Consider the following 26,912-nt stretch of genomic DNA (forward strand, 5'->3'; position numbering starts at 1 on the left):
GACCAAGTCTAGGTACGCGGCCGGGGCTCCCGGCCGCGGGGGGCCGCATCCGCGTACGGCTCCGGCGGCCGGTGCAGCGCGAGCCACGGCTCCGCGTACGCCACGGCGTCGGCCAGCGGGAACAGCCTGGTGTCGGCGGCGCCCACCCTGCCCCGTACGACGGGACGGTCCCGCTCGAAGTCGGAGCCGAGCTCGTCGAAGCGCTCGGAGGTGATCGACACCTCCGTCACCTCCTTCCAGCCGCCCCGGGCGGGCCGCCCCTCCGTGACGAGCGGCGACGGTATCCGGTATTCGGCCAGGTGGAAGGCGGTGCACGTGTCGTATCCGGCGCCCAGGAGCAGCACCCGCGCGCCCAGTCGCTCCAGGCGGGCCAGCGGGCTGCGCTCGCCGAGGCGGCAGTCGGTCGCGTGGTCCCCGGTGATCTCCGCCGCGCGGGGGCCGAGCGCCGCGAACGAGGTCTGCGGGTGCGCGCTGCGCAGGGCGCCGGGCCAGGTCCGTACGGTCTCCGGGATCACGCCGACCCCGCGCGAGGGGGTGACGAGGGGGTCGTACGGGGGCATCGTCGCCCGGATGGCCGACCACCACTCCTCGGGTACCGGCGGATTGCCCCACAGAGCGGGGTCGGAGAGGTCTCCGGACTGAGTGGGGACCGCCAGGGTCCCGTCGGGGCCGAGTGCGTCGAGGATTCCCCGGACGACCGCGACGGCGCCGCCGCAGACCCAGCCGAGGGAGCTGAGCGAGGAGTGCGCCAGGAGGGTCTCGCCCGGGCGGACGCCCAGCTGGAGCAGCCTTGCGGAGACTGTGTCCCGAGTGACGAGTGGCCCGGTGGGAGGGGGTGTCGGCATGCTTCGGCAGTGTCCCCGAGAGCCCGGTCCATGGCTACCGGATTGATCGATCAAAGATCGTTTCCGCAGGTCATCTTAGGTTTACCTAAGTGATGCACGGCACCGTCCGTCCGGTGGGGGCCGCTTGCCAGGCTCTGAGGAATTACGCAACAATAGCGTTGTGAAAAACGTTGGCGAGGCTCCGCAGGAGGAACTCGCGACCGGGGAGCGGTCCACCCGCAACCGGGTCGTGCGCTCCATCCTGGACCACGGCCCCTCGACGGTGACCGACCTCGCCGGACGGCTGGGCCTGACCCCGGCCGCCGTCCGCCGCCATCTCGACGCACTGGTCGCCGACGACGTCGTGGAAGCACGTGAGCAGCGGGTCTACGGCGCGCGTACCCGCGGCCGCCCCGCCAAGGTCTTCGCCCTGACCGACTGCGGCCGGGACGCCTTCGACCAGTCCTACGACAAGCTCGCCGCCGACGCCCTGCGCTGGATCGCCGAGCGCGAGGGCGGCGACGAGGCGGTCGTGGCCTTCGCGCGCGCCCGGATCGCCGCCCAGGCGAACGCGTACCGCGCGGCCGTGGAGGCCGCCGGGCCCGGGGAGCGCACCGAAGCGCTGGCCAAGGCCCTGAGCGCGGACGGGTACGCTGCTACGGCGCGAAGCGCACCGGTCGGCGAGCAGCTCTGCCAGCACCACTGCCCGGTCGCCCACGTCGCCGAGCAGTTCCCGCAGCTGTGCGAGGCGGAGACCGAGATCTTCTCGCAGCTGCTCGGCACCCATGTGCAGCGGCTGGCGACCATCGCCCACGGCGACGGCGTATGCACGACGTTCATCCCAAAGATTTCCAAGACTGTTTCCGAAATGCCTGACGCATCTGCAAGTACCGCCGGGAGGAACCCCGCATGACGCTCCCCATCGAGGAGACTGCCCACCCCGAGCTCGAGGGTCTGGGCAATTACGAATACGGCTGGGCCGACTCCGACGTGGCCGGTGCCAGCGCCAAGCGAGGCATCAACGAGGACGTCGTCCGCGACATCTCCCAGAAGAAGAATGAGCCGGAGTGGATGACCAAGCTCCGTCTCAAGGGCCTGCGCCTCTTCGAGAAGAAGCCCATGCCGAACTGGGGCTCGGACCTCTCCGGCATCGACTTCGACAACATCAAGTACTTCGTGCGTTCCACGGAGAAGCAGGCGGAGTCCTGGGAGGACCTGCCCGAGGACATCAAGAACACGTACGACAAGCTCGGCATCCCGGAGGCGGAGAAGCAGCGCCTGGTCGCCGGTGTCGCCGCCCAGTACGAGTCCGAGGTTGTCTACCACCAGATCAACGAGGAGCTGGAGGCGCAGGGTGTCATCTTCATGGACACCGACACCGCGCTGAAGGAGCACCCGGAGCTCTTCAAGGAGTACTTCGGGACCGTCATCCCGGTCGGCGACAACAAGTTCGCGTCGCTGAACAGCGCGGTGTGGTCCGGCGGCTCCTTCATCTACGTGCCGAAGGGCGTGCACGTCGAGATCCCGCTCCAGGCTTACTTCCGTATCAACACGGAGAACATGGGCCAGTTCGAGCGGACGCTGATCATCGTCGACGAGGACGCCTACGTCCACTACGTCGAGGGCTGCACGGCGCCGATCTACTCCTCGGACTCCCTGCACTCCGCGGTGGTCGAGATCATCGTGAAGAAGGGCGGCCGCTGCCGCTACACGACCATCCAGAACTGGTCGAACAACGTCTACAACCTGGTCACCAAGCGCGCCGTGGCGTACGAGGGCGCGACCATGGAGTGGATCGACGGCAACATCGGCTCCAAGGTCACCATGAAGTACCCGGCCGTCTACCTGATGGGCGAGCACGCCAAGGGCGAGACCCTGTCCATCGCCTTCGCGGGCGAGGGCCAGCACCAGGACGCCGGTTCCAAGATGGTCCACATGGCGCCGAACACCTCCTCCAACATCGTGTCGAAGTCCGTGGCACGCGGTGGCGGCCGTACGTCCTACCGCGGGCTCGTCGAGATCGGCGAGGGCGCCCACGGCTCCAAGTCGAACGTGCTCTGTGACGCGCTGCTCGTCGACACGATCTCCCGCTCGGACACCTACCCGTACGTCGATGTCCGCGAGGACGACGTGTCGATGGGCCACGAGGCGACCGTCTCCAAGGTCAGCGACGACCAGCTCTTCTACCTGATGAGCCGGGGTATGACCGAGTTCGAGGCGATGGCGATGATCGTGCGCGGCTTCGTCGAGCCGATCGCCAAGGAACTGCCCATGGAGTACGCGCTCGAGCTCAACCGGCTGATCGAGCTCCAGATGGAAGGCTCGGTCGGCTAGGCGCCGACCACCGTCCCCATCACGCCACTCACGCAAGAAAGCGAGCAGACCGACAGCCATGGCTGAGGCTCCGAACTCCCCCACCCTCAACTCCGCTCGGGCGGGGGGACCCCCACCCGTGGGCTCCACCACCGCGGGACAGATCGCGGTGGCCGCCGAGTCGACCGTCGCCACCCGCATGAGCGCGCCCCCGTCCTTCGACGTGGCGGACTTCCCGGTCCCCCACGGCCGTGAGGAGGAGTGGCGGTTCACGCCGCTGGAGCGGCTGCGCGGGCTGCACGACGGCACCGCGGTCGCCACCGGCGACGGCCTGAAGGTCGACATCGAGGCGCCCGAGGGCGTCACGGTGGAGACCGTCGGCCGGGACGACGCCCGGCTCGGCAGGGCCGGCACCCCGGTGGACCGCGTCGCGGCCCAGGCCTACTCGGCGTTCGAGAAGGCCGGAGTCGTCACCGTCCCCAAGGAGACGGTGCTCACCGAGCCGATCCGCATCGCCGTGCGGGGTGAGGGCGGCATCGCCTACGGCCACCAGGTCATCGAGCTGGGAGCCTTCGCCGAGGCCGTCGTCGTCATCGACCACACCGGTGACGCGGTCCTCGCCGCCAACGTCGACTACGTCCTGGGCGACGGCGCCAAGCTCACCGTCGTCTCCGTCCAGGACTGGGACGACAAGGCCGTGCACGTGGGCCAGCACAACGCGTTGATCGGCCGTGACGCCACCTTCAAGTCGTTCGTGGTGACCTTCGGCGGCGACCTGGTCCGCCTCCACCCGCGCGTCGCCTACGCCGGTCCCGGTGGCGAGGCCGAGCTCTTCGGCCTGTACTTCACGGACGCCGGCCAGCACCAGGAGCACCGCCTCCTGGTCGACCACAACACCCCGCACTGCAAGTCGAACGTCGCCTACAAGGGCGCGCTCCAGGGCGAAGGCGCCCACGCGGTGTGGATCGGCGACGTGCTCATCGAGGCCTCGGCCGAGGGCACGGACACGTACGAGATGAACCGCAACCTGGTTCTGACCGACGGCGCCCGCGTCGACTCCGTGCCGAACCTGGAGATCGAGACGGGCGAGATCGTCGGCGCCGGTCACGCGTCCGCGACCGGCCGCTTCGACGACGAGCAGCTCTTCTATCTGATGGCCCGCGGCATCCCGGCCGACGAGGCCCGCCGACTGGTGGTCCGCGGCTTCTTCGCCGAACTGGTCCAGCAGATCGGTGTCGACGACATCGAAGAGCGCCTTCTTGTGAAGATCGACGAGGAGCTGGAGGCGTCGGTCTGATGACTGCCCCTTCGACGTTCCTGCGCGCCTGCGGGCTGGACGAGCTGGAGGAGGACACCCCCAAGCGGGTGGAACTCGACGGCACGCCGGTCTCGGTCGTCCAGACCGAGGGGGAGGTGTTCGCGATCAACGACATCTGCTCGCACGCGAACGTCTCGCTCTCCGAGGGCGAGGTGGAGGACTGTCAGATCGAGTGCTGGCTGCACGGTTCCAGCTTCGACCTCCGCACCGGCAAGCCGTCCGGCCTTCCCGCGACGCGCCCCGTCCCCGTATACCCCGTCAAGATCGAAGGGGGCAGCGTCTTCGTTGACGTACGAGCCTCCCTCACCCAGGAGTCCTGAGGTACCCATGGCAACGCTTGAAATCCACGACCTGCACGTCACCGTCGAGGCCGACAACGCCACGAAGGAGATCCTCAAGGGCGTCGACCTGACCGTGAAGCAGGGCGAGACCCACGCCATCATGGGCCCGAACGGCTCCGGCAAGTCGACCCTCGCCTACTCGCTCGCGGGCCACCCCAAGTACACGATCACCGGCGGCACCGTCACCCTCGACGGCGAGGACGTCCTTGAGATGTCCGTCGACGAGCGCGCCCGCGCGGGCCTCTTCCTGGCGATGCAGTACCCGGTCGAGATCCCCGGCGTCTCCGTCTCCAACTTCCTGCGCACCTCGGCCACCGCCGTACGCGGCGAGGCCCCCAAGCTGCGTACGTGGGTGAAGGAGGTCCGCGAGGCCATGGAGCGCCTCAACATGGACCCGGCCTTCGCCGAGCGCAACGTGAACGAGGGCTTCTCCGGCGGTGAGAAGAAGCGTCACGAGATCCTTCAGCTGGAGCTGCTGCGGCCCAAGGTCGCGATCCTCGACGAGACCGACTCCGGCCTGGACGTCGACGCCCTGCGCGTCGTCTCCGAGGGCGTCAACCGGGTCCGCGAGAGCGGCGAGGTGGGCACCCTGCTCATCACCCACTACACGCGCATCCTGCGCTACATCAAGCCCGACTTCGTGCACGTCTTCTCCGCGGGCCGCATCGTCGAGTCCGGCGGCGCCGAGCTCGCCGACAAGCTGGAGAACGAGGGTTACGAGGCTTACGCGAAGCTCGACGGAGTCGACACGAAGGGTGGCGTATCCGCGTGACCCCTTCCCACCGTGGGCTCCCCGGCCTCCTCGACACCGAGGCGATCCGCAAGGACTTCCCCATCCTGGACCGCCAGGTCCACGACGGTAAGAAGCTCGTGTACCTGGACAACGCGGCGACCTCGCAGAAGCCGCGCCAGGTGCTGGACGCCCTCGGTGGTTACTACGAGCAGTACAACGCCAACGTCCACCGCGGTGTGCATGTGCTCGCCGAGGAGGCCACGGCGCTGTACGAGGGCGCGCGCGACAAGGTCGCCGCCTTCATCAACGCGCCGAGCCGCGACGAGGTGATCTTCACCAAGAACGCCTCCGAGTCGCTCAACCTCGTGGCCAACATGCTCGGCTGGGCCGACGAGCCCTACCGGGTCGACCACGAGACCGAGATCGTCATCACGGAGATGGAGCACCACTCCAACATCGTGCCGTGGCAGCTGCTGTCGCAGCGTACGGGCGCGAAGCTGAAGTGGTTCGGCCTTACCGACGACGGCCGCCTCGACCTCTCGAACATCAACGAGATCATCACCGAGAAGACGAAGATCGTCTCCTTCGTGCTGGTGTCGAACATCCTGGGCACCGTGAACCCGGTCGAGGCGATAGTGCGCCGCGCGCAGGAGGTCGGGGCCCTGGTCCTGATCGACGCCTCGCAGGCCGCACCGCACATGCCGCTGGACGTACAGGCCCTCCAGGCCGACTTCGTGGCCTTCACCGGTCACAAGATGTGCGGTCCGACGGGCATCGGCGTGCTGTGGGGCCGCCAGGAGCTGCTGGAGGACCTGCCCCCGTTCCTCGGCGGCGGCGAGATGATCGAGACGGTGTCGATGCACTCGTCGACCTACGCCCCGGCGCCGCACAAGTTCGAGGCGGGCACCCCGCCGATCGCCCAGACGGTCGGTCTCGGCGCGGCCATCGACTACCTCTCCGCGATCGGCATGGACAAGATCCTGGCCCACGAGCACGCGCTCACCGAGTACGCGGTGAAGCGGCTGCTGGAGGTCCCGGACCTGCGGATCATCGGCCCGACCACGGCCGAGGACCGCGGCGCGGCGATCTCGTTCACGCTGGGTGACATCCACCCGCACGACGTGGGCCAGGTCCTCGACGAACAGGGCATCGCGGTCCGCGTCGGCCACCACTGCGCACGCCCGGTCTGCCTGCGGTACGGAATTCCTGCGACCACGAGAGCGTCGTTCTATCTGTACTCCACGCCGGCCGAGGTCGACGCCCTGGTCGACGGCCTGGAGCACGTACGGAACTTCTTCGGCTGAGGAGCTGGCTGAGTCGTGAAGCTTGATTCGATGTACCAGGAAGTCATCCTGGACCACTACAAGCACCCGCACGGGCGGGGCTTGCGGGACGGCGATGCCGAGGTGCACCACGTCAACCCGACGTGCGGCGACGAGATCACCATGCGCGTGAAGTACGACGGTGAGCGGATCACGGACATCTCGTACGAGGGACAGGGCTGCTCCATCAGCCAGGCCTCGGCGTCCGTGCTGAACGACCTGCTCGTCGGCAAGGACCTGCCCGACGCGCAGAAGGTCCAGGAGACCTTCCTGGAACTGATGCAGTCCAAGGGCCGCATCGAGCCGGACGACGCGATGGAGGAGGTGCTGGAGGACGCGGTCGCGTTCGCCGGCGTCTCCAAGTACCCGGCCCGGGTGAAGTGCGCGCTGCTCAGCTGGATGGCGTGGAAGGACGCGACGGCCCAGGCACTGGGCCCGGACGCCGCTGAAAGGAAGACGGCATGAGCGAGACCCTCGAGATGAAACCTGCCTCGGAGGAGGAGGTCCGCGAGGCGCTGTACGACGTCGTGGACCCCGAGCTGGGCATCGATGTCGTCAACCTCGGCCTCATCTACGGCATCCACATCGACGACGCGAACATCGCGACCATCGACATGACCCTGACGTCCGCGGCCTGCCCGCTGACCGATGTCATCGAGGACCAGGCCAAGTCCGCGACGGACGGCATCGTCAACGAGCTGCGCATCAACTGGGTCTGGATGCCGCCGTGGGGCCCGGACAAGATCACGGACGACGGACGCGAGCAGCTTCGGGCGCTCGGCTTCAACGTCTGAGTCGGCCGAGCCGCTTCGGTTCCCTGGCCCCCGGCACACGCCGGGGGCCACAGCTGTCCGCAGGCCCTCTCCGACGCTCAGCCCAGGCCCTTCACCAGGCGGAACGCCCAGCCCTCGTCCCGGTCTCCGCGGTCGCGGCGGTTCTTCCCGTACCGTTCCAGGCGGAGCTGGAAGTCGCGGTGGCGCAGGTAGTGGCCGGGGTAGTTGACCGACTCCAGCACGACCGCGCCGGAGCGCCCCACCTGTCGCGGGCAGAAGGTCGCGTCCTTCTCGAAGAGGGCGGAGCCGTCGTCGCGCTCGGCGCGCAGGACGAAGTCGCGATGGCGCAGATAGCCGCCGTCGGTGGTGGCGAAGGAGTAGCAGGAGGGGTCGGCGAGGCCCTTGACCTGGCCGAAGCTCGCCTCCCGACGCGTCGCGGCCGGACTCCGCTCGCTCACCCGGTCGAGCCGGACGAAGCCGCCGCTCACCCGCCAGTACAGGTCGCGACGGTCCACCGACCGGACCGAGATCAGCACGTCGGCGGTCGCGGTCGCGGAGGGCTTCTCCGACGCGGTCGACTTCGACGGCACGGGGACGGGCTTGCCGTCGGAACCCTGTCCCGAGGCGTTCGGCGAGGCGGCGCCCGGTGAGGCGGTCGGGGACGGCGAGAGCGCGGCGGAAGCGGTGGCCTTTCCGGTCGGCGCCACGGCCGAGCCGGTGGGCAGGTCGGAGACGCCGGGTATGAACGGGACCCCCGTGTCGGAAAGCGGCTGGTTCGCCCGGTCCTGTGACGCGGCGTCAGTTCCCTTGTCCAGTACGGCGATCGCGGTCGCGGTGGCGATGAGTACCGCCACCGCGAGCCCGCCGGCCAGCCACAGCCGCCGGGTGCCGGGCAGCCGGGTCTCCGCCTCGGCCTCGTCGGTCATCCACGGGATCGGGAGTTCGGCGAAGGGCGGCATCTCCGCCGGGTAGGGAGCGCCGTGCGCGGTGGGTCGCCAGGCGGTGATCTCCGTGGAGGGGGCCGGTCTCTCCGTGGAGTCGGCGGGCCCATCGGCCCCGGGCTCCGGATTCGTTGGTGGCATGCGAGCTCCTCCAGCGCCGCCCGTGGCGTACGCGGATTCGTCTTCTGGTCCGAGCCGGGAGCGGATGCCGGCCCGAGAAAGGGGAGGCGCGGGCACACGGACAGGCGGTGGCCATGGAGACCATGTGTGCGACTGGTGAAACAGTAGTGGACCGAGTGACTCCGGAGGAGTCGTTTCCCGCACCGATCCAAGGGATTTCACGGCCCGGCGGCCTCCTGTGGAGGGCCCGCGACGAGCCCGGGTTCACAGGGCATTCCCAGCGCGGTCCCAGTGCGGGCCCATGGCGGCGCGGCAGCGTGGAGTGGTGCCTGCTCCTGTAAGACCCGTCTTCGTCCTCGGCTGCCCCCGCTCGGGTACCACGCTGCTGCAACTGATGCTGCACGCCCATCCGCGGATCGCACTGCCGCCCGAGACTCGCTTCATCCTGCCCGCGTACGAGGAGCGGCTGGGCTTCGGGGACCTGCGGGAGCGGGGCAACCGGGCCGGGCTCGCGCGGTGGATCACCGGGCGTGAGGAGACGCGGTTCCACGAACTCGGGCTGGACGCCGGGCGGGTGGCCGAGCGGATCACCGAGGGGCCGCCGACGCTCGGGTCCGCGCTGGGCATCGCGCTCAGGTCCTACGCCGAGGAGCACGGGAAGGTGCGCTGGGGCGACAAGCGGCCCGCGTACGCGCTGCGGGTGGCGGAGCTGCTGCGGCTGTTTCCCGACGCGCAGTTCATCCATCTCGTCCGGGACGGCCGGGACTGTGCCGCCTCGCTCCTCGGCATGCCCTGGTGGCACCGCGGCTTCCACGAGGCCGTCGCCACCTGGGCCCAGGTCATGGACACCACCCGCGGTTACGCGCGCAGGCTCGGGCCCGACAGCTGGCACGAGCTGCGCTTCGAGGACCTCGTGACCGATCCGGAGGGCCAACTCCAGCGCGTGTGCCGGTACTTGGGTGAGGAGTACGTGCCTGAGATGAGTGAGCCGTACCGCATCGCCGAGGTGGCCGTACCCACCCGCAAGACCTGGCACCGCCGTACCCACGGCGCCCTCGACAGCTCGCGGGCCGGCAGCTGGACCACCAGACTGACACCCAGTCAGATCACCCTGTGTGACGAGGTGCTCGGCGACCGGCTCGTCTCGCGCGGCTACGAACTCGCCGGGGCCGTACGCCCCGACCCCGCCGAACTCCTGCGCTACCGCAAGGTGGTGACCATGCGCCAGGCCGCCCACGCCAAGCGGCGGATGTTCGACCGCCTGACGCGGCTGTGTGAACCGGGGCCGGTGGCATACGAGTTGATGACCTCCTCGGAGTTCTGACGACACGACCTGGCGGATCCGGGCAGGGTGCGCTCCTGGGGCGCGGATCCTGCGTACTGACGTACACATCGATGCGTACACTCGTACACATGGGATATGTGATGCTCGTCGGCGCCATCGCCGCGGAGGTGGCCGCGACCACGGCCATGAAGTACAGCGACGGTTTCAGCAGGTTGTGGCCGTCGCTGGTGACCCTGCTCGGCTACGTCATCGCCTTCGCGCTGCTCGCGCAGACCCTCAAGACCGTCTCGGTCGGCACGGCCTACGCGATCTGGGCCGGGGTCGGGACCGCCGCCATCGCCGCGATCGGCATGGTGTTCCTCGGCGAGGGGCTGAACGCCGCGAAGGTGGCCGGGATCGCGCTGATCATCGGCGGGGTCGTGCTGCTGAACCTCGGCGGGGCGCACTGATGGCACGCCGGTACGACCCCGAGCGGCGCCAGCGGATCATCGACGCGGCGATCCGGGTCGTCGGGGCGAAGGGCATCGCCGGGCTGAGCCACCGCTCCGTCGCCGCCGAGGCCGATGTGCCGCTCGGCTCCACCACATACCACTTCAGGACCCTCGACGAACTGCTGGTCGCCGCCCTGCGCCAGGCCAACGAGGGCTTCGCCAAGGTGGTCGCCGCGCGCGGCGGTCTGGAGGACCCGCGCGCCGACCTGGCCGGGGAACTCGCGGGCTGGATGGGCGAGTGGCTGGCCGGCGACCGTACCGGCGTGGAACTGGAGTACGAGCTGTATCTCGCCGCGCTCCGCCGCCCCGCGCTGCGTCCGGTCGCCGCCGAGTGGGCCGAGGACCTCGCCGAGCGGCTGACCCGCCGCACGGACCCGGTGACCGCGCGGGCGCTGGTCGCGGCGCTGGACGGGATCTGCCTCCAGGTGCTGTTGACGGGCGCGGAGTACGACGAGGCGTACGCGCGGGAGGTGTTGGGGCGGCTGGTCCGCTGACGGCCGCTCTCGGTGGTCCTTTGATCGGGCCGCTCTCGTCGGTCTTCCGCCGGTGGAGGGCGGGAGCTCGGGAAGACGGCGGGCGGGGCCGGGCACGGGCTGACCAGGCCGTGCGTCGGGAGGGCGGTCGGCCGGGGCGCTTCCCTGGGAGGTGAGCCGGCGGGGCGTCGCCGCGTCACCGACCGGCACCTGAGACGCCCCGCACGCTGGTTCGCATCCCCGGCCCCCGGCCGGTTAGGTTTCCCCTATGACCGACACGACTGCACCCCGCACCACCGGCGCCGTTGCCGCCGGGCTCGCCACTGTCACCACCGACGGCACTGTCCTCGACACCTGGTTCCCCGCCCCCGAGCTCTCCGCCGAGCCCGGTCCGGCCGGCACCGAGCGGCTGTCCGCCGAGCGCGCCGTGGAACTGCTCGGCGAGGGCGCCGCGAAGGCCGTCGGACCCGACGCCCGCCGTGGCGTCGAGGTGGTCGCGGTCCGTACGGTCATCGCCTCGCTGGACGAGAAGCCGCTCGACGCGCACGACACCTACCTGCGCCTGCACCTGCTCTCGCACCGCCTCGTACGCCCGCACGGCCAGAGCCTGGACGGCATCTTCGGCCACCTCGCCAACGTCGCCTGGACCTCGCTCGGCCCGGTCGCCGTGGACGACGTGGAGAAGGTACGGCTGAACGCCCGCGCCGAGGGGCTCCACCTGGCCGTGACGTCCATCGACAAGTTCCCCCGCATGACGGACTACGTCGCGCCGAAGGGCGTCCGCATCGCCGACGCCGACCGGGTCCGGCTCGGCGCGCACCTCGCCGAGGGCACGACCGTCATGCATGAGGGCTTCGTGAACTTCAACGCCGGCACGCTCGGCACGTCGATGGTCGAGGGCCGCATCTCCGCCGGGGTCGTCGTCGGCGACGGCTCCGACATCGGCGGCGGCGCCTCGACCATGGGCACCCTGTCCGGCGGCGGCAACGTCCGTATCACCATCGGCGAGCGCTGCCTGGTCGGCGCGGAGGCGGGCGTCGGGATCGCCCTCGGCGACGAGTGCGTGGTCGAGGCCGGGCTCTACGTCACCGCCGGCACCCGGGTGACCATGCCCGACGGACAGATCGTCAAGGCCCGTGAGCTCTCCGGGGCGTCGAACATCCTCTTCCGCCGCAACTCCGTCACCGGAACGGTCGAGGCGCGGCCGAACAACGCGGTGTGGGGCGGCCTCAACGAGGTGCTCCACAGCCACAACTGAGTCCCGGCCCCGGCCGGCGTACTCCGAGTGCCCTTCCGCCGTACGCGGGAGGGCACTTCGTCATTCCCGCGCGGTGTTCGCGAACTCGGCCAGCGCCGCGAAGTCCTCCTCGCGCAGGCCGAGTCGGGGGTTGACGTGGAGCAGCAGCGCGGGCCCGGGGTGATGGGCACCGACGAACGTGCCGTCGGCCGGGCTCTGTTCGTCGTCCACCCAGGCGAAGGGGCGGCCCCGCGCGTACGCCACGATCCGCTCGGTCTTCCAGTGCACCCCGTCGGGACGCTCGGCGAAGAGGACGCCGGTGAAGTCGACGTACGGCAGTTCTGGCAGGCCGATGACCGGGGCGATCCAGCGGTTGGCGGAGTCCATCCACGTGGTGGCCCAGCACAGTTCGTAACCGAGTCCGAGGAGGGCCCGGCCGTGGTCGGGGTGCAGCCAGACACGCAGGCGCCTGCCGGTGTTCAGGGTCACCCGGATCGTCGTATAGCCCTCGGGCCGCCGCTCCGGCTGCGCCGCGTACGGGTTGAGGGGGCCGTCGACATCGAGGAACAGCAGGGGTCGGCTCACGCAGTCACGGTAAGCGAGGGCCGGGGGATCGGTCCGGCCATTTTCGGGCGGGGTGCGAGGCGGGTCCCTCGACCGGCGGCGGCGCCTGTTCAGCTCGCGTGGGCCAACTCCTCGTAGGCCGACAGAAGTTTGACGACCGTCTCGTGGGAGGCGGGTCGCGGGGGTGGGCGGACCGGGCCCGCGGGTAGCCCCAGTGCGGTCAGGAGGGCCTTCGCCGTGACCGTGCCGGGGAGGCCGGCGGACATCATCGACTCGATGAGCGGGATGGCCTGTTGCTGAAGCCGGGCCGCCTCGGCCGGGTCGCCCCTGTCAAACGCGTCCAGGATCGCCCGGAACTGACGGGGAGCCACGTTCGCGACCGTGCTGATGAAGCCGGAGCCGCCGATCGCGCGCATCGCGAGGACGTACTCGTCGCAGCCCGTGTAGTACGCCAACTCCGTGCGGGCCAGCACCTTCTGGGTGCCCAGTAGGTCGTAGGCGCAGTCCTTGACCGCCACGATCCGGGGGTGCCCGGCGAGCCGGATCATCGTGTCCGGCTCGATGCGGGTGCCGGTGCGCCCGGGGATGTCGTACAGCGCGAGCGGCAGCCCGGTGGCGTCCGCGACCTCCCGGAAGTGCGCCTCGACGGCGTCCTGCGGAGGCCGGCTGTAGTACGGGGTGACCACCAACAGGCCGTCGGCGCCCGCCTTCTCGGCCTCCCGGGCGAGTTCCACGGTGTGCCGGGTGTCCGCGGTGCCGATGCCCGCGACGACCCGGGCCCGGTCACCGACCGCCTCGCGGACCGCCCGCACCAGTGCCGACTTCTCCGCGTCCGTCGTGGTCGGCGACTCGCCCGTCGTCCCGGACAGGACCAGCCCGTCGCAGCCCTCGGAGACCAGCCGGTCGGCGAGCAGCCGTGCCCCGTCGAGGTCCAGCGCACCCTCCTCGGTGAAGGGCGTGACCATCGCGCAGAGGGCGCGGCCGAAGGGCGGAGTGCGGTGGGCCGAGGTCGTCATGGAAGTAGTGTCGGCAACCCGATCGTGAAGCTCCACTTAATTCTTCTACGAGATATTGGTGAGCGGTGCTACGCGGTTGCCGGGGCGTCCGTCGGGAGGCACTGGTGCCAACTCGGGTCGGTATGGGTCACCATGGCCGGGACGGGAAGTCGACGGCACATCGCGGGAGGCGTCATGAGGCTCGGCAAGGCACTCGCCACCGGAGTCGCGGAGGAGAAGACCCAGGCGCACGACGAGGATCTGCGGCTTCCTGAGGAAGTGCAGGAGTCGGAGGCCTCGGTGCCCGAAGAGGTGCCGGTAGCCCGATGAGGCTGCGGCTCCCCGAGGAACGACCGACGGAGCCGCCGACCGGATACAAGATCGCCCACCCGGTGTTGTCCCAGGACGGCACCCGGGCCGGGTTCACCGGCGTCTCGCTGGGCGGCGCGCTGCCGTACGGCGTGCTGGACGAAGCGGGCTGCGTCTACGGGCGGCGGCACCGGGCACCGCACCGGCGCTGCGACTGCGGTTTCCACTGTGTGCACGAACGGACCACGGCCGAGGCGCTGTTGTGCACCGCCGAGCATCGCGCGGCCGTCCTCCTCGAAGTGTCCGTGCTCGGCTCCTACATCCGTTTCGAGCGCGGTTTCCGGTACGCCCGTCAGCGGGTGCGCACCGCGACGGTCAGTCCCTGCGCCTGCGGCGCGGCGGCCGGCGCCCTGGCCGACGCGGGCTGGGGGCGGCCGGGGTGCCGCGCCCTGACGGCGGCCTGCGCGGGATGCGTACGCGGCCGTACGTCGCTCTCGCTCGCCTCCTTCGCGCGGCTGGCCGGGGAGGGCCTGCGGGTCCGGGCCACCGGCGGCGTGCCGGCCCTCGCCGACGGGCTCGGCGCGGCCTCCGGATCCGGCGCGCCCGAGTCCGGGCTCGGGGTGTCCGAGCTGGTCGCCGAGGCCGCGCTGTTGCAGGCCCGACTCGACTGGTTCCAGAGCCAGTTGGCCCGGCTCGACGGGCGCGGGTCGCCGCCGCCCGGCTGATCGTCCGGCTCCCGGCGTGGTCGGTGGATACGGATACGGCTGGTCCGTCCGGTCCTGTGACGTGGCGCGCCTTCCTGTCGTATCGAACTGGTGTTCCCAGGCGTTCCCAATTGGCGCGTACCGCTGACATCGCTTTTCAGCTTCGCTGCCCCGCGCCACTCCTCGCCGACAATTCGAATCGCCTGGACAAAAAAAGTGTTCGGTGAGATGGTGGAGCCATGTTGGACGTGACCGTGATCGAGGACGCAGAGGCAGCCGCCGTCTCGCTGGATCCGACGAGGGCCGGGCTGCTGGCCGAGCTGGCCGCCGGGCCCGCTTCGGCCGCCATGCTGGCCGCCAAGGTCGGACTGCCCCGGCAGAAGGTGAACTACCACCTCAAGGCGCTGGAGCGGCACGGCCTGGTCGAGCTGGCGGGCGAACGCCGCAAGGGAAATGTCACCGAGCGGCTGATGCGCGCGACCGCCGCGTCGTACGTCATCTCGCCGCTCGCCCTGGCCGCCGTGCAGCCCGACCCGGACCGCTTCCGCGACCAGCTCTCCGCCCGCTGGCTGCTCGCGCTCGGCGCCCGGCTCGTCCGGGACGTCGGTTCGCTGATCACCGGCGCGGCGAAGGCGCGCAAGCGGCTCGCCACGTACGCGCTCGACGGCCAGGTGACCTTCGCCTCCGCCGCCGACCGCGCCGCGTTCATCGAGGAGCTGACGGCGGGCGTCGGCGGACTGATCCGCAAGTACGACGCCCCCGACGCCGTGGGGGGCCGGGACCACCGGATCGTCCTCGCGCTCCACCCCACGTTGAAACCCCAGGCCCCGGCGGCCGAACCGCCCATCAGTACCGAGGAGTGACCACCATGTCCAAGGAATTCGAGAGCGCCCACGAGATCGAGATCGACGCCACGCCGGAGCAGGTGTGGGAGGCGATCACCGAAGGCGTCGGCGGCTGGCTGTGGCCGATGGAGGCGCCCGAGCCGCGTGAGGGAGGGGCGGGGCCCTTCGGGTCCACGATCACGACCTGGGACCCGCCGCTCCGCTACACGAACCGCGTCGAGGACGTCGACGGCATCAACCAGCAGACCCTCAACCAGCTCGACTACACCATCGAACCGCGCGAGGGCGGCCGTCGCGCCTGGGTGCGGTACGTGCACAGCGGGATCTTCGTCGACGACTGGGACAACCAGTACGACGGCGCGAACAAGCACAACGCCTTCTACCTGCGCACCCTGCGCGAGTACGTGACGCACTTCAACGGCCGTCCGCTCGCGTTCGCCACCTTCGACGGCCCCGAGACCTCCAAGGCGCCCGACGCCCTCGACACCGTCGGCCGGGCGCTCGGCCTCGCGGACGACACCGCCGAGGGCGCGAGCGTGCGGGTCCGCGGCCCCGAGGGGCAGGAGCTCGACGCCGTACTCGACTACCGCGACCCGTACTTCATCGGGCTGCGCACGGACAACGCCCTCATCCGCGTCTTCGGACGCAACCACTGGGGCGCGCCGGTGGGCATCAGCGTCCACGACTTCGCGCCCGACGCGGACGCCAAGCACAACGAGGCCGCCTGGCAGGGCTGGTTGAACGACGCCTTCACCGCGTGATCCCGGGCCTGCCGCGATCCACGCACGGGACGAGCCCGGCCCCCCGGACGACGGGGCCGAGCTCGTCCGCACACAGGGTTACGGCTTGAACCGCAGCACCTGCGGGTCGTGGTCGCTTATCTGGTCGTGGAACTCCGAGTTGATGTGCACGCTGTCGTACTCGAAGTCGTGGTCCCGGCGGATCGACGGGCTGACCAGGATCTGGTCGAGAACCTGGCTGTTGCCCTGGTAGTCGTACGTGTAACGCTCGCTCTTCGGCAGCGACTTGATCGCCGACCAGAGCGCGCCGTCGTCCTCCAGGAGCTTCGTCGTACCGGAGAACTCGAAGTCGTTGATGTCGCCGAGGGTGACGACGTCCGCGTTCTTCTGGGCCGCGAGGATCTCCTTGACGAAGGTGTTCACCGCGGTCGCCTGGAGGTGGCGCTGGGTCTCCGAGCTGCGCACGGGCGGCTGGTACTGCGAGGTCAGACCCTGGTCGCCGCCCTTCGACGCGAAGTGGTTGGCGATCACGAAGACCGTCCTGCCGCGGAACACGAACTCGCCCGCGAGCGGCTTGCGGCTGGTCGTCCAGGCCGAGTTGGCCGGGTCGACGCGGCCGGGGGAGACCGTGAGGGCCGCCTTGCCGTGCTGCCTGGTGACCCCGACGGCGGTCGTCGCGTCGCCGCCCGCGCGGTCCGTGAAGGAGACCCGCTCGGGGTCGAAGAGGAAGACCTGGCGGATGTTGCCGCCCGGCTCGCCCCCGTCCGTGCCGTCCTGCGGGTCGATGGAACGCCAGTCGTACGCCGGGCCGCCCGCCGCGACGATCGCGTCGATCAGCTTCCGGACGGTCTCGTCGGCGGCGACCGTGCCGTCGTTCGTCGCGCCGTTGTTGTCCTGGATCTCCTCCAGGGACAGGATGTCCGGCGACCGCAGGTTGTTCACGATCGCGGACGCGTGGGCGGCGAACGAGGAGTCGCCCGGGTCCAGGTTCTCGACGTTGTACGTCGCCACGGCCAGCTCGGTCCGCGACTGCTTCCGCGTCGTCTCGCGCTCCAGGCCGCCTGCCTCCAGGGCGCCGAGCTGGTTGGCGACGAGGGTGTAGCCGCCGAACTGGTTGTAGTCCAGCGGGCCCGCGGTGGTGCCGGTGAGCTCGTCGCCCACGTTCGCGTCCGGGAAGTCGGCGGTCGCGCCGAGCGACTGGATCTGGAGGCGCCCGGTGTTCTGCGAGGTGTACGAGCCGTACACCGTGCCGCCGCGGCGGTTGTCGTTCTCCCGCGGCTTCACCGTGACCCACAGCTCGGTGTACGGGTCGGTCGCGGTGACCACGCGCGCGTCGGAGACCTTGACGTTCATGCCCTCAAGGGACTCGTAGAAGTCCAGGGCGTACTTCTTCGGCCGCAGCGTGAGGCCGTTGACCGAGCCGGCCGCGGCCGCGTCGCCCGCGGGGGTGTAGAGGGCCGGGACCGACCTGGCGGTCACAGCCGTCGCGGCGGGGACGGCGTTGCCGCTGGAGAGCACGGTCACCACGGGCCTGGTGATCTCCGTGATCGACTGGTTGCCGGTCGTGGCGCCGCCCGGGACGTACTCGGAGACCGAGCCCGACACCGTGACCGAGTCGCCTACCGCGACCTTCGGGACGGAGCTGGTGAAGACGAAGACGCCCTCACTGGTGGCCGGGTCGTCGTCCGGGTTCGGGTCCTGGATCCAGAAACCCCGCGACGAACCGTAGGTGCGCACACCCGTGACGATGCCCGCCACGTCCGTGACCGCCTGGCCCGCGTACGGGGAGGTCCGGGTGGTGCCCTGGATATCGCGAATGTGAAGGGTGTCCGCGTGGGCGGGTGTCGTGAGCACCACGGCGGAAACGGTGGAACAGACCGCGGCGACGGTCAGCGCGCCTGTGCGCGCGGTTCTCTTGCTCGGCAAGGGAATCCCTCCGGGGACGTACGTGGGCGCCGGGACGAGGATGGAGCCGTGGGGAAGCGCGATCCGTGTGGGGCGGGTGACGCGCGTAGACACAGAAAGGCCGACGGCTTCCCTGCTTCTACGCGCGTCAATCTCGTGCGTGGGCGGGGGAGTTGTCAAGGTTTCAGCGGTGTACGGCGCCTGTCAGGGACATGAACCGGGCGGCATGGGTGGAAATCCGTCTAGGCTGAGGGGTCGGTGCGGCGCTTGTACTGTCGGCGTTGCTCGTGGCGCGGGCGCTGCCCGCGGTCGCCGGATCGCACCACCTGCCCGCACCGCTTGTCCTGCATGTCCGTCCGCACCGCTTGTCCTGCATGTCCGGAGGAGAACCCAGCCGATGTCAGACAGCTCCCCCCTGCCGCCGGTGCGGCTGCACTCCGAAGCCGAGCTGGCGCGGGACGCGCTCGCCGCGCCGCTGCTCTCCCGCGCCGCGCGACTGGCCCGCTGGGCCGGTCCGGACATCCGGGTCGGCCCGGGAGGCGAACTCACCGAGGAACAGCTCCCGGGCGCCGCGGCCGAACTCGGACTGACCGGCGACGACGCCGCCGCGTACGCCGGTGAGGCCTGGCGGGTGGCCGTGGACACCGGGCTCGTCGACATCGTGGACGAGGAGGAGGGCACGGTCACCACGGGCGAGGACCTCGCGCTGCTCACCTCCGGGGCGCCGCAGGACGTCCTCGGGGTCTGGCTGAGCGCGCTGGACACGGTACTGGCCGACGCGACCGTGCCCGACCTCGACGATCTCGTCGAGGCCATGGACGAGAGCGGCGAGATCGACCTCTCCTCCCTGGACTGGGATCCGGAGGCTGAGGCCGACTTCCTCGACGGGGTGCTCGGCAACCTGTATCTGCTCACCGTGGGCGAGGAGGGCCCCGGCGGCGGTCCCGTGCCGCTGCCCGCGCTGGCGGCGTCGATGATCGTCCCCGACGACATGGGGGAGCCGACCAACGACGTCCTGGAGCAGGTGTCGGACGCGATGATGCGGCTCGACGACCAGTTCCGGCTCCTCGAACCCATCGGGATCGTCGACTTCCAGCCGGTCGACGAGGCGCTGATGGCGGAGCCCGACGACGAGCGGGCGGACCCGGCGGCCTCCTTCGACGACACGGACGTCACGCGGTACGGGATGGTACGGCTGACACCGCTCGGCCTCTACGGCATCCGGGCCCGGCTCCTCGAAGCGGGGCTGTCAGCCCCCGCGGTCGGGGATCTGGCCGACAAGGGTGCCGACGCGCTGCTCGACGGTACCTCCGCCTTCCCGCCCGCCGCGGCGCAGGCCGAGACCGAGCAGTGGCTCGCCCGGCGCGAACCGCTGCCCGCCGCGCGGGAGTTGCTCGCCGCGGCCCGTGGGGCCGACGCCGGGGCGCCGCTTCGGCGGCTGCGCTGTCAGCAGGCGCTCTCCCTCGTCGGCGCGGACGCGGAGCCCGCACTCCGCGAGGTCCTCGACGACGCCGAACTGGGCGGCCTCGCACGGGTCTGGCTGAGCGAGCACGGGGCGGCCGACGTGCCCGTCCCGTCCGAGGCGATGGTCTTCTGGCTCACCGTCGACACCCTGGCCGCGCAGCTCGCGGCCGAGGGCAACTCGACCGAACTCCAGGCCCTGGTGGAGGGCCTCGCCCAGCAGCACAGCGGCTTCTTCGCCGCGGCCTGGCGAGTCGAACACCCGGCCACGCCCGACGTGCTGGAGGCGATGGGGAGGCTGCACCCCGACAAGAAGGTGGCCAAGGAAGCCCGGAAGGCGGCGTTCAAGGCGCGGTCGCAGCAGGGGGGTTAGTGCCGGTTGGTGCGGGAGCACGGCTGGGGCCGTGGGTCCGTCGGGCGGCTCCTGTCGTCGCCCGCGGGGTGGACGGGAATCGCCCGACAGGCCGTGGGGGAGCGCGGTCGGGCTTGATTGGGTGGCGTCCGGGCGGGGGCGAGTGCGAGCGTGAGGGCAGGGGCAGGGGCAGGGGCAGGGGCTCGGGCCGGGGGCAAGGGCGAGCCGAGGGCTCGGGGTGTCGAGGCGCTTCGCGCCGAATGGTGGGTTCGGATGTGATCTGCGGCTTCCGGATCTCTTCGTGAAGGTTCCCTCGGCGTCGGTCAGAAGCCTCGCCGCGGGTGGATTCACGGAAGCGGGTCCGCCGAAGTCGGCGTCCGTTCAACTGTCGTTCAGGCTCGGGCGGGACGGTGTGGCCGATACGGAGGTCCGTCACCCCGCCCCCCACGACAGTCCTATCCGACCGTCACAGGAGACACCATGTCGCTCACCCGCAGGGACTTCACCAGGCAGTCCGCCATCACCGGCGCCGGTGTCGCGCTGGCCGGCAGCGTCGGCGCCCTCGCCACCGCGCCGAACGCCCTCGCGTCCACCGAGACCGAGACCGACACCGAGAACGAGGGCGTGGAGTCCGCGGGCCACCACCACGGCGTCGGGTACGGGCCGTTGATCCCCGACCCGAAGGGCCTGCTCGCGCTGCCCGCCGGATTCTCCTACCGCGTCATCACCTACAGCGGCCGGACCAAGCTGGAGTCGGGCGAGTTCACCCCCTCCAACCACGACGGCACGTCCACCTTCGACGGGCCGCGCGGCACCACCCTCCTGGTCAACAACCACGAGCTGGCCGGCCCCCGCGCCCAGTGGCCCCACCCGGTGCCGCTCACCGAAGGCCTGGTCTACGACCCCGCCGGGGCCGGCGGCTGCACGGTCGTCGAGATCCGCCCCGGCGGGCAGGTCGCCGAATGGGTCGGCATCGCGGGTACCGTCACCAACTGCGCCGGCGGCAACACCCCTTGGGACACCTGGCTGACCTGCGAGGAGACCGAGGACAAGGCCGGCACCAACGGCTTCACCAAGGACCACGGCTACGTCTTCGAGGTCGACCCGAAGGACCGCCGCCGCAACAAGAACCCCAAGCCCATCAAGGCGCTCGGCCGCTACGCCCACGAGGCCGTCGTCGTCGACCCCAAGCGCGGCCGCCTCTACCTCACCGAGGACGCCTCGGGCCCCAACGGGCTCCTGTACCGCTGGACCCCGCCGCAGGGCTTCGAGCACGGCCACGGCCGGCTGGCCACCCTCGCCGACGACGCCGGTGCCTACCAGGCCTTCAAGTGCTTCGACTCCGGCGGCAAGTTCGTCGACGACCTCTCCCGCGCCACCAGGATCGGCACCATTTACGGCGTCGACTGGATCGACGTCCCCGACCGTGACGCCAGGACGGTCTCCGTCCGCAAGCAGTTCACCGACGGCCAGGTCACCCGCGCCCGCAAGCTGGAGGGCATGTGGTGGGGCGACGGCGGCGTCTACATCGTCTCCTCGTACGCCCGCGCCGAGAGCCCCGGTCAGGCGCACGACGGCGCCGTCTGGTTCTACGACCCCAAGCGCCGCACCCTGACGCTGAAGGTCCTGATCGGCGTGAACGCCGACCCGTCCGTCGACGGTCCCCTCGACGGCCCCGACAACATCACCGTCTCCCCGTACGGCGGCCTGGTCATCGCCGAGGACGGCTCAGGCATCCAGCACCTGTTCGGCGCCACCGACAGCGGCCGTACCTATCCGATCGCCCGCAACGAACTCAATATCGGCACCGAAGAGGAGCCGGAATACAGCGAGTTCACCGGCGTCACGTTCTCCCCCGACGGCCGGACCCTCTTCGCCAACATCCAGGTGCCCGGAATCATGCTGGCCATCAAAGGGCCCTGGAAGCGGCAGAAGCGCGGCTAGTTAATTCGCTCGCTCACCCCGCGGCACGCCTCCTAGAGTGATGGATGTCCAGGTGCGAAGGCAGGACCTACTTCCACTGATAATGGGGCGGCCGCGGGTTCGAGTCCCGCCACCGGTACAACTCGCCGGTGTAGCTCAGGGGTTAGAGCACCTACGTCGGTTCCGCCGGCCTTGAACTCTGGACACCACAACTTCACGCACCTCCCGGTGCGAAGGCGACGGCTACTTCTCTCGACAAGAATCCGAGCCGCCGCCGACCTTGATCTCGGGAGGCGCAACCCATGGTGTGTGCCCGGTGCGCAGGCAGCGGTTACTTCTGGGAACGGCGGGTCGCGGGTTCGAATCCCGTTTTCGCCCTCGGGGCGTTGTAGCTCAGTGGCAGAGCAGCCGTTTTGTTCCGTCGCCGACCTCTGAACTCGGGCACACTCCATTTGTCGCGCCTTCCTCCGGAACACCAATGAATTCGGGGGGAATTCACCATGGCGCGATTCAACTCCAAGTCCGCGAGGGCACAGCCCACTTCGCGAGTGACGTCCACGGGGCGAGTGCTCCGCACCTTCCAGGGCGGCCGGGGCCGCGAGCGTGACCGGCGCTCCGAGCTCTTCTTGCTCGCCGTGGCCAACTTCGTCTCCCAGAAGACCTATTACGAGAACGGCGACGACCGCGACGACCGGTTCACCACGCTGGTGCGCGAGCTCGCAGTGGCCGACCCGTCGTGGACCGCGGCCCTGCTCGACTGGCTGCGCGGCGAGGGCAACCTCCGTACGGCCTCGATCGTCGGCGCCGCCGAGTACGTGAAGGCGCGCCTCGACGCGGGCGCCACGGACGGACCGGCCAACCGCCAGGTCGTCGCCTCCGTGCTGCGCCGCCCGGACGAGCCCGGTGAACTGCTCGCCTACTGGACCTCCCGGTACGGCCGCAACGTGCCCAAGCCCGTCAAGCGGGGCATCGCCGACGCCGTACGACGTCTCTACAACGGCAGGTCGCTGCTCAAGTACGACACCGCGTCCAAGGGTTACCGCTTCGGCGACATCCTCAACCTGGTGCACGCGGCGCCGGACCCCGGCAAGGCGTGGCAGGGCGACCTGTTCCAGTACGCGCTCGACCGGCGGCACCACCCCGACACGGCCGTGCCGCCCACGTCCAGCCGGACGCTTGTCGCGCACCGCGAGCTGATGGCACTGCCGGTCGCCGAGCGGCGCGCGGTGGTGACCGGGCCCGACGGTGCCGAGCGGCTCGCGGCGGCCGGTCTCACCTGGGAGGCGCTGGCCGGCTGGCTCCAGGGGCCGCTGGACAGGGCGGCCTGGGAGGCGGTCATCCCGTCCATGGGACCGATGGCGCTGGTCCGCAACCTGCGCAACTTCGACGAGGCGGGTGTGTCCGACGAGGTGGCGGCCCGGGTCGCCGTCAGGATCAGTGACCCGGCGGAGGTGGCGCGGTCGCGGCAGTTCCCGTTCCGCTACCTCGCCGCCTACCAGCACGCGCCCTCGCTGCGCTGGTCGTACCCGCTGGAGCGGGCGCTCGCCCACTCGCTGGCCAACGTGCCGGCGCTGCCGGGGCGGACGCTCGTCCTCGTCGACCGGTCCGGCTCGATGTTCTTCTCGCGTCTCTCGGACCGCTCCGAGCTCAAGCGGGCCGACGCCGCGGCGATCTTCGGCACGGCGGTCGCGCTGCGGGCCGCGGACGCGGATCTCGTCGAGTTCGGCAGCGACAGCAGGCGGGTGAAGCTGCGGGAGGGTGAGTCGGTGCTCAAGGTGCTGGAGCGGTTCGGCGACCTCGGCGGGACCAACACGACCGAGGCGGTCCGCCGGCACTACCGCAGGCACGACCGGGTGCTGATCGTCACCGACGAGCAGGCCTCGCAGAGCTCCTTCGGCGACCCGACCGAGCAGGTCCCGGCGAAGGTGCCGGTCTACACCTGGAACCTGGCCGGGTACCGGGTCGGGCACGGTCCGTCCGGGCAGGGGAACCGGCACACGTTCGGGGGGCTCTCGGACGCCGCGTTCCGGATGGTGCCGCTGTTGGAGGGGGCTCGGGACGCCGACTGGCCGTGGGCCGTGGCGTGAGGCGTACGCAGGGCGCGACGGCGGTCGGGTAGGAACGCCGGTTCGGTGAGTGCGGCCCGTGCTTCGGTGCGGGTCGCACTTTTGTGTGGTGCTCGGGCTCTTGTGCGGTTCCTGGTCTGACATCTAACATTTCAGTTCATGGAGGCTATACGGCCCGTGCCCCGGACCCTGCTCAGGGACCGGGCGTACGAGGCGATACGGGACGCCATCGTGGCCGGTGACATCGCGCCGGGCGCGGTGGTGCGGGACGCCGAGCTGGCCGGGCTGCTCGGCCTGTCCCGGGCGCCGGTGCGCGACGCGTTCGCCCGGCTCGTCGACGACGGGCTGCTGGAGTCCAAGCCGCAGAGCTACACGCGGGTGACCCCGCTTGTGGCCGCCGACGTTCGGGACGCCGCGGCCGTCGTCGGTGCCATGCACGAGCTGGTCACGCGGGTGGCCGTACCCCGGCTTCTCACCGCCCACATCGACGCCATGCGGGACTCCAACGCGCGCTTCGCGGACGCCGTGGGGCGCGGTGACGTGGGCGGCGCGCTGCGTGCCGACGACGAGCTGCACGACGTGCTGGTCCGGGTCGGTGGGAATCGGGCCGCCGCCGCGACCATCGCCCGCTACAGCCCGCTGATCCGGCGCCTGGAGCGGCGCCGCTTCGCCGAGGGCGGCAACTGCCGTTCTGCCGGGCTGCACGACGAGTTGATCGACGCGTGTGCCGACGGTGACGTGGACAAGGCCGTCCGCGTCACGGCGGAGATCTGGCGAGGGCTCGAAGATCTTGCCGATGGCCCCGACGACTCCGAGGGCTCCGAGGCCCTCGACCTTTCCGATGTCGGCGCCGACACCGGCTCGTCCGGTTCGTCCGACTCCGACTGACCTGTCCTGGAGGCCTTGTGTCCCTGTCCTCGTACGCCCGTTACCCGCTGCTCTTCGGTCCCTCGCCGGTGCATCCGCTCGAACGGCTCACCGGGCACCTCGGTGGTGCCGCGCTCTGGGCCAAGCGGGAGGACTGCAACTCCGGTGTCGCCTACGGGGGGAACAAGACCCGCAAGCTGGAGTACCTCGTCGCCGACGCGCTCGCGCAGGGCTGCGACACGCTGGTGTCGATCGGCGGTGTGCAGTCCAACCACACCCGCCAGGTCGCCGCCTGTGCCGCGCGGGCCGGACTCAAGTGTGTTCTGGTGCAGGAGAGTTGGGTGGAGTGGCCCGACTCCGTGTACGACAAGGTCGGCAACATCCTGATCAGCCGGCTGGCCGGCGCCGATGTGCGGCTGGTGCGGGCCGGGTTCGGGATCGGGTTCAAGGAGAGCTGGGAGCAGGCGCTGCGGGAGGTCGAGGAGTCGGGCGGCAAGCCGTACGCCATTCCGGCAGGCGCCTCCGATCATCCGCTCGGCGGGCTGGGGTTCGCCGGGTGGGCCGATGAAGTCGCCGCGCAGGAGCGGGACTTGGGGGTCTTCTTCGACACCGTCGTGGTCTGCTCGGTGACCGGGTCGACCCAGGCCGGTATGGTCGCCGGGTTCGCCGCGCTGGAGGAGGCGGGTGGACGGGCGCGGCGCGTCATCGGGATCGACGCGTCGGCCGCGCCTGCCCGGACTCGTGCGCAGATCGCCCGGATCGCCCACGCGACCGGGCAACTCATCGGTGTCAAGCGGGAGTTGACGGAGGTGGACGTCGAGCTGGACGAGCGGTACCACGCGGGTACGTACGGGATTCCCGACGAGGTCACGCTCGACGCGATGCGGCTCGCGGCACGTACGGAGGGAATGGTCACCGACCCTGTGTACGAGGGGAAGTCGATGGCCGGGATGGTGGATCTGGTGGCGCGGGGCGAGATCGGGCGGGACTCCACCGTGCTCTACGCCCACCTCGGAGGGCAGCCTGCCCTGAACGCGTACAGCGCGCTGTTCTGAGACGGCCGCCGGGGGCTGGGGGCTGAGGGCTGAGGGCTGGGCCGGGGGCCGGTGGCCAGGCTGAGTAAGGTACGGAGAGGGTCCCCGGGCGGCGAGGAGTGTCTGGATGGCGCAGGTCAGGCCGATGCGGGCGGACGCGCGGCGTAACTATGAGCGGCTGCTCAGGGTGGCGGCGGTCGCCTTCGCCGAGTACGGGGAGGGGGCGTCGCTCGACGACGTCGCCAAGAAGGCGGGGGTCGGGTCCGGCACGCTGTACCGGCACTTCCCTACGCGGCGGGCGCTGTTGGAGGCCGTCTACGTCGACAGCATCGAGGCGATCGCCGCTCGCGCGGACGCGCTCGCGGCGGAGTTGCCGGCCGGTGAGGCGTTGGTGGAGTGGCTGAACGAGCTGAGTTTGTCCATGATTCGGCTGCGAGGGCTCAAGGCGGTGCTGGGGGATGCCGTGTTGGGCGACGCGGTCGCGGGCGACGGTGTGTTGGGCGACGCGGTCGCGGGCGACGGTGTGTTGGGCGACGCGGTCGCTGAGTCGCGTGCAGGTGTGCCCACCGTGCCCGCCGTGCGTGCGGTGTGCGGGACGTCGGTGACGGCGGCGGCCACCCGGCTGGTGGGGGCGGCTCAGGCGGCGGGGGCGCTGCGCGGGGATGTGCTGCCGGTCGAGGTGCTTCGGCTGGCGCATGGCGTGGCTGCGGCGTCGGAGCTCGCGGATGGCGAGGGGAAGCACATCCGGCGGTATCTGACGCTGCTCACGGAGGGGTTGCGGGCGTAGGCGGGGCGGGGGCGGCGCCGGGGTTCGCCTGCGGGGTTCGGGTCTCGCCGCCGGGGTGGGTGGGGGGTCGGGGGGGGGGGGGGGGGGGCCGCCCCCCCCCCCCCCCGCCCCCCACCCCCGCGGGGGGGGGGGGGGGGCGGCGGGCGAGGGACCCCCCGGCGCGGTGGAGGAAAGGGCCCCCCCCCACAC

At 70.8% G+C, this 26,912-nt stretch carries 27 protein-coding genes; 22 read left to right on the plus strand and 5 right to left on the minus strand.

The features are described 5' to 3' along the window. Positions 1 to 8 precede the first annotated feature (8 nt). The gene (locus tag ACIP79_RS29220; RefSeq protein WP_401227886.1) at positions 9 to 845 is read right to left on the minus strand and encodes an aminoglycoside N(3)-acetyltransferase; all 837 of its coding nucleotides are present in this window, start codon (positions 843 to 845) and stop codon (positions 9 to 11) included. A gap of 160 nt (positions 846 to 1,005) precedes the next feature. On the opposite strand from ACIP79_RS29220, the gene ACIP79_RS29225 reads away from it, so the two are divergent. The 8 genes from ACIP79_RS29225 to ACIP79_RS29260 are packed head-to-tail and all read left to right on the plus strand — an operon-like array spanning position 1,006 to position 7,645. Next, positions 1,006 to 1,737: a helix-turn-helix transcriptional regulator gene (locus ACIP79_RS29225; protein WP_401227887.1), complete on the plus strand. Its 732-nt coding sequence runs from the start codon at positions 1,006 to 1,008 to the stop codon at positions 1,735 to 1,737. Then, positions 1,734 to 3,158, plus strand: a complete 1,425-nt coding sequence (sufB, locus tag ACIP79_RS29230) for a Fe-S cluster assembly protein SufB (RefSeq protein ID WP_383683939.1) — start codon at positions 1,734 to 1,736, stop codon at positions 3,156 to 3,158. The genes ACIP79_RS29225 and sufB overlap by 4 nt, the downstream gene beginning before the upstream one ends. Positions 3,159 to 3,216: 58 nt before the next feature. Continuing rightward, the gene (gene sufD / locus ACIP79_RS29235) at positions 3,217 to 4,434 is read left to right on the plus strand and encodes a Fe-S cluster assembly protein SufD (RefSeq protein ID WP_401227890.1); all 1,218 of its coding nucleotides are present in this window, start codon (positions 3,217 to 3,219) and stop codon (positions 4,432 to 4,434) included. Beyond that, positions 4,434 to 4,775, plus strand: a complete 342-nt coding sequence (locus ACIP79_RS29240; protein ID WP_401227892.1) for a bifunctional 3-phenylpropionate/cinnamic acid dioxygenase ferredoxin subunit — start codon at positions 4,434 to 4,436, stop codon at positions 4,773 to 4,775. The genes sufD and ACIP79_RS29240 overlap by 1 nt, the downstream gene beginning before the upstream one ends. A 7-nt stretch (positions 4,776 to 4,782) precedes the next feature. Next, on the plus strand, positions 4,783 to 5,568 hold the full coding sequence (gene sufC / locus ACIP79_RS29245) for a Fe-S cluster assembly ATPase SufC (protein ID WP_401227894.1): 786 nt from the start codon (positions 4,783 to 4,785) through the stop codon (positions 5,566 to 5,568). Next, positions 5,565 to 6,833, plus strand: a complete 1,269-nt coding sequence (locus ACIP79_RS29250) for a cysteine desulfurase (RefSeq protein ID WP_401227896.1) — start codon at positions 5,565 to 5,567, stop codon at positions 6,831 to 6,833. The genes sufC and ACIP79_RS29250 overlap by 4 nt, the downstream gene beginning before the upstream one ends. Before the next feature lie 15 nt (positions 6,834 to 6,848). Then, the gene (sufU, locus tag ACIP79_RS29255; RefSeq protein WP_383683930.1) at positions 6,849 to 7,316 is read left to right on the plus strand and encodes a Fe-S cluster assembly sulfur transfer protein SufU; all 468 of its coding nucleotides are present in this window, start codon (positions 6,849 to 6,851) and stop codon (positions 7,314 to 7,316) included. Next, positions 7,313 to 7,645, plus strand: a complete 333-nt coding sequence (locus ACIP79_RS29260; protein ID WP_005477879.1) for a metal-sulfur cluster assembly factor — start codon at positions 7,313 to 7,315, stop codon at positions 7,643 to 7,645. The genes sufU and ACIP79_RS29260 overlap by 4 nt, the downstream gene beginning before the upstream one ends. A gap of 77 nt (positions 7,646 to 7,722) precedes the next feature. On the opposite strand, the gene ACIP79_RS29265 is transcribed toward ACIP79_RS29260, so the two are convergent. Continuing rightward, positions 7,723 to 8,706: an AbfB domain-containing protein gene (locus tag ACIP79_RS29265; RefSeq protein ID WP_401227899.1), complete on the minus strand. Its 984-nt coding sequence runs from the start codon at positions 8,704 to 8,706 to the stop codon at positions 7,723 to 7,725. Between the two features lie 304 nt (positions 8,707 to 9,010). Between ACIP79_RS29265 and ACIP79_RS29270 the strand changes: the two genes are divergently transcribed. The 4 genes from ACIP79_RS29270 to dapD all read left to right on the plus strand — a co-directional run bounded on the left by ACIP79_RS29270 (position 9,011) and on the right by dapD (position 12,192). Then, entirely contained in the window at positions 9,011 to 10,009 is a 999-nt protein-coding gene (locus ACIP79_RS29270; protein ID WP_401227901.1) for a sulfotransferase family protein, read from the plus strand. A gap of 89 nt (positions 10,010 to 10,098) precedes the next feature. Beyond that, positions 10,099 to 10,419 carry a DMT family transporter gene (locus tag ACIP79_RS29275; protein ID WP_383683927.1) on the plus strand — a complete coding sequence of 107 codons (321 nt, stop codon included), beginning with the start codon at positions 10,099 to 10,101 and terminating at the stop codon, positions 10,417 to 10,419. Beyond that, a complete protein-coding gene (locus tag ACIP79_RS29280) occupies positions 10,419 to 10,955 on the plus strand; it encodes a TetR/AcrR family transcriptional regulator (RefSeq protein WP_401227904.1) in 537 nt (178 codons plus the stop codon). The genes ACIP79_RS29275 and ACIP79_RS29280 overlap by 1 nt, the downstream gene beginning before the upstream one ends. Before the next feature lie 247 nt (positions 10,956 to 11,202). Next, on the plus strand, positions 11,203 to 12,192 hold the full coding sequence (dapD, locus tag ACIP79_RS29285; RefSeq protein ID WP_401227906.1) for a 2,3,4,5-tetrahydropyridine-2,6-dicarboxylate N-succinyltransferase: 990 nt from the start codon (positions 11,203 to 11,205) through the stop codon (positions 12,190 to 12,192). A 60-nt stretch (positions 12,193 to 12,252) separates the two neighbouring features. Here the strand turns inward: dapD and ACIP79_RS29290 are convergent, their stop codons facing one another. After that, positions 12,253 to 12,756 (minus strand): hypothetical protein, encoded by a 504-nt coding sequence (locus ACIP79_RS29290; protein ID WP_401227908.1) that lies wholly within the window; start codon positions 12,754 to 12,756, stop codon positions 12,253 to 12,255. Between the two features lie 89 nt (positions 12,757 to 12,845). Further along, on the minus strand, positions 12,846 to 13,751 hold the full coding sequence (gene dapA / locus ACIP79_RS29295; protein ID WP_401227910.1) for a 4-hydroxy-tetrahydrodipicolinate synthase: 906 nt from the start codon (positions 13,749 to 13,751) through the stop codon (positions 12,846 to 12,848). 174 nt (positions 13,752 to 13,925) lie between these two features. Here dapA and ACIP79_RS29300 point away from each other — a divergent pair, with 174 nt between their 5' ends. From ACIP79_RS29300 to ACIP79_RS29315, 4 genes are all read left to right on the plus strand, one after another. After that, positions 13,926 to 14,060 carry a hypothetical protein gene (locus ACIP79_RS29300; RefSeq protein WP_387188018.1) on the plus strand — a complete coding sequence of 45 codons (135 nt, stop codon included), beginning with the start codon at positions 13,926 to 13,928 and terminating at the stop codon, positions 14,058 to 14,060. Then, on the plus strand, positions 14,057 to 14,764 hold the full coding sequence (locus ACIP79_RS29305; RefSeq protein WP_401227912.1) for a hypothetical protein: 708 nt from the start codon (positions 14,057 to 14,059) through the stop codon (positions 14,762 to 14,764). Before ACIP79_RS29300 ends, ACIP79_RS29305 begins: the two co-directional genes overlap by 4 nt. 218 nt (positions 14,765 to 14,982) lie before the next feature. Beyond that, the gene (locus ACIP79_RS29310; protein WP_401227914.1) at positions 14,983 to 15,606 is read left to right on the plus strand and encodes an ArsR/SmtB family transcription factor; all 624 of its coding nucleotides are present in this window, start codon (positions 14,983 to 14,985) and stop codon (positions 15,604 to 15,606) included. A 5-nt stretch (positions 15,607 to 15,611) separates the two neighbouring features. Continuing rightward, positions 15,612 to 16,349 carry an SRPBCC domain-containing protein gene (locus ACIP79_RS29315; RefSeq protein ID WP_401227916.1) on the plus strand — a complete coding sequence of 246 codons (738 nt, stop codon included), beginning with the start codon at positions 15,612 to 15,614 and terminating at the stop codon, positions 16,347 to 16,349. A 78-nt stretch (positions 16,350 to 16,427) separates the two neighbouring features. Here ACIP79_RS29315 and ACIP79_RS29320 read toward each other — a convergent pair whose 3' ends face one another. Next, complete coding sequence (locus ACIP79_RS29320; RefSeq protein WP_401227918.1) at positions 16,428 to 18,254, minus strand: endonuclease/exonuclease/phosphatase family protein; 1,827 nt, start codon at positions 18,252 to 18,254, stop codon at positions 16,428 to 16,430. Between the two features lie 376 nt (positions 18,255 to 18,630). Between ACIP79_RS29320 and ACIP79_RS29325 the strand changes: the two genes are divergently transcribed. The 6 genes from ACIP79_RS29325 to ACIP79_RS29350 all read left to right on the plus strand — a co-directional run bounded on the left by ACIP79_RS29325 (position 18,631) and on the right by ACIP79_RS29350 (position 26,723). Beyond that, positions 18,631 to 20,067, plus strand: coding sequence for a hypothetical protein (locus ACIP79_RS29325; RefSeq protein ID WP_401227921.1), 1,437 nt, complete (start codon positions 18,631 to 18,633; stop codon positions 20,065 to 20,067). A 459-nt stretch (positions 20,068 to 20,526) separates the two neighbouring features. Next, positions 20,527 to 21,990 (plus strand): alkaline phosphatase PhoX, encoded by a 1,464-nt coding sequence (locus ACIP79_RS29330; protein WP_401227923.1) that lies wholly within the window; start codon positions 20,527 to 20,529, stop codon positions 21,988 to 21,990. Between the two features lie 479 nt (positions 21,991 to 22,469). After that, positions 22,470 to 24,056 (plus strand): TROVE domain-containing protein, encoded by a 1,587-nt coding sequence (locus ACIP79_RS29335; protein ID WP_401227925.1) that lies wholly within the window; start codon positions 22,470 to 22,472, stop codon positions 24,054 to 24,056. A gap of 138 nt (positions 24,057 to 24,194) precedes the next feature. Continuing rightward, entirely contained in the window at positions 24,195 to 24,923 is a 729-nt protein-coding gene (locus ACIP79_RS29340; RefSeq protein ID WP_401227927.1) for a GntR family transcriptional regulator, read from the plus strand. 17 nt (positions 24,924 to 24,940) lie between these two features. Then, entirely contained in the window at positions 24,941 to 25,957 is a 1,017-nt protein-coding gene (locus tag ACIP79_RS29345; protein WP_401227929.1) for a 1-aminocyclopropane-1-carboxylate deaminase, read from the plus strand. A gap of 106 nt (positions 25,958 to 26,063) precedes the next feature. Continuing rightward, positions 26,064 to 26,723, plus strand: a complete 660-nt coding sequence (locus tag ACIP79_RS29350) for a TetR/AcrR family transcriptional regulator (protein WP_401227931.1) — start codon at positions 26,064 to 26,066, stop codon at positions 26,721 to 26,723. The last annotated feature ends 189 nt before the right edge of the window (positions 26,724 to 26,912 follow it).

It is taken from the genome of Streptomyces sp. NPDC088747, from assembly GCF_044751025.1.
Lineage (GTDB): Bacteria > Actinomycetota > Actinomycetes > Streptomycetales > Streptomycetaceae > Streptomyces.

Excerpts from the sequence above, each read along its gene's own strand:
- ACIP79_RS29220 (WP_401227886.1), bottom strand. The coding sequence starts at position 845 with ATGCCGACACCCCCTCCCACCGGGCCACTCGTCACTCGGGACACAGTC.
- sufB (WP_383683939.1), top strand. The coding sequence starts at position 1,734 with ATGACGCTCCCCATCGAGGAGACTGCCCACCCCGAGCTCGAGGGTCTG.
- sufD (WP_401227890.1), top strand. The coding sequence starts at position 3,217 with ATGGCTGAGGCTCCGAACTCCCCCACCCTCAACTCCGCTCGGGCGGGG.
- ACIP79_RS29240 (WP_401227892.1), top strand. The coding sequence starts at position 4,434 with ATGACTGCCCCTTCGACGTTCCTGCGCGCCTGCGGGCTGGACGAGCTG.
- sufC (WP_401227894.1), top strand. The coding sequence starts at position 4,783 with ATGGCAACGCTTGAAATCCACGACCTGCACGTCACCGTCGAGGCCGAC.
- ACIP79_RS29260 (WP_005477879.1), top strand. The coding sequence starts at position 7,313 with ATGAGCGAGACCCTCGAGATGAAACCTGCCTCGGAGGAGGAGGTCCGC.
- ACIP79_RS29265 (WP_401227899.1), bottom strand. The coding sequence starts at position 8,706 with ATGCCACCAACGAATCCGGAGCCCGGGGCCGATGGGCCCGCCGACTCC.
- ACIP79_RS29275 (WP_383683927.1), top strand. The coding sequence starts at position 10,099 with ATGGGATATGTGATGCTCGTCGGCGCCATCGCCGCGGAGGTGGCCGCG.
- ACIP79_RS29280 (WP_401227904.1), top strand. The coding sequence starts at position 10,419 with ATGGCACGCCGGTACGACCCCGAGCGGCGCCAGCGGATCATCGACGCG.
- dapD (WP_401227906.1), top strand. The coding sequence starts at position 11,203 with ATGACCGACACGACTGCACCCCGCACCACCGGCGCCGTTGCCGCCGGG.
- dapA (WP_401227910.1), bottom strand. The coding sequence starts at position 13,751 with ATGACGACCTCGGCCCACCGCACTCCGCCCTTCGGCCGCGCCCTCTGC.
- ACIP79_RS29300 (WP_387188018.1), top strand. The coding sequence starts at position 13,926 with ATGAGGCTCGGCAAGGCACTCGCCACCGGAGTCGCGGAGGAGAAGACC.
- ACIP79_RS29305 (WP_401227912.1), top strand. The coding sequence starts at position 14,057 with ATGAGGCTGCGGCTCCCCGAGGAACGACCGACGGAGCCGCCGACCGGA.
- ACIP79_RS29310 (WP_401227914.1), top strand. The coding sequence starts at position 14,983 with ATGTTGGACGTGACCGTGATCGAGGACGCAGAGGCAGCCGCCGTCTCG.
- ACIP79_RS29315 (WP_401227916.1), top strand. The coding sequence starts at position 15,612 with ATGTCCAAGGAATTCGAGAGCGCCCACGAGATCGAGATCGACGCCACG.
- ACIP79_RS29325 (WP_401227921.1), top strand. The coding sequence starts at position 18,631 with ATGTCAGACAGCTCCCCCCTGCCGCCGGTGCGGCTGCACTCCGAAGCC.
- ACIP79_RS29330 (WP_401227923.1), top strand. The coding sequence starts at position 20,527 with ATGTCGCTCACCCGCAGGGACTTCACCAGGCAGTCCGCCATCACCGGC.
- ACIP79_RS29335 (WP_401227925.1), top strand. The coding sequence starts at position 22,470 with ATGGCGCGATTCAACTCCAAGTCCGCGAGGGCACAGCCCACTTCGCGA.
- ACIP79_RS29340 (WP_401227927.1), top strand. The coding sequence starts at position 24,195 with ATGGAGGCTATACGGCCCGTGCCCCGGACCCTGCTCAGGGACCGGGCG.
- ACIP79_RS29350 (WP_401227931.1), top strand. The coding sequence starts at position 26,064 with ATGGCGCAGGTCAGGCCGATGCGGGCGGACGCGCGGCGTAACTATGAG.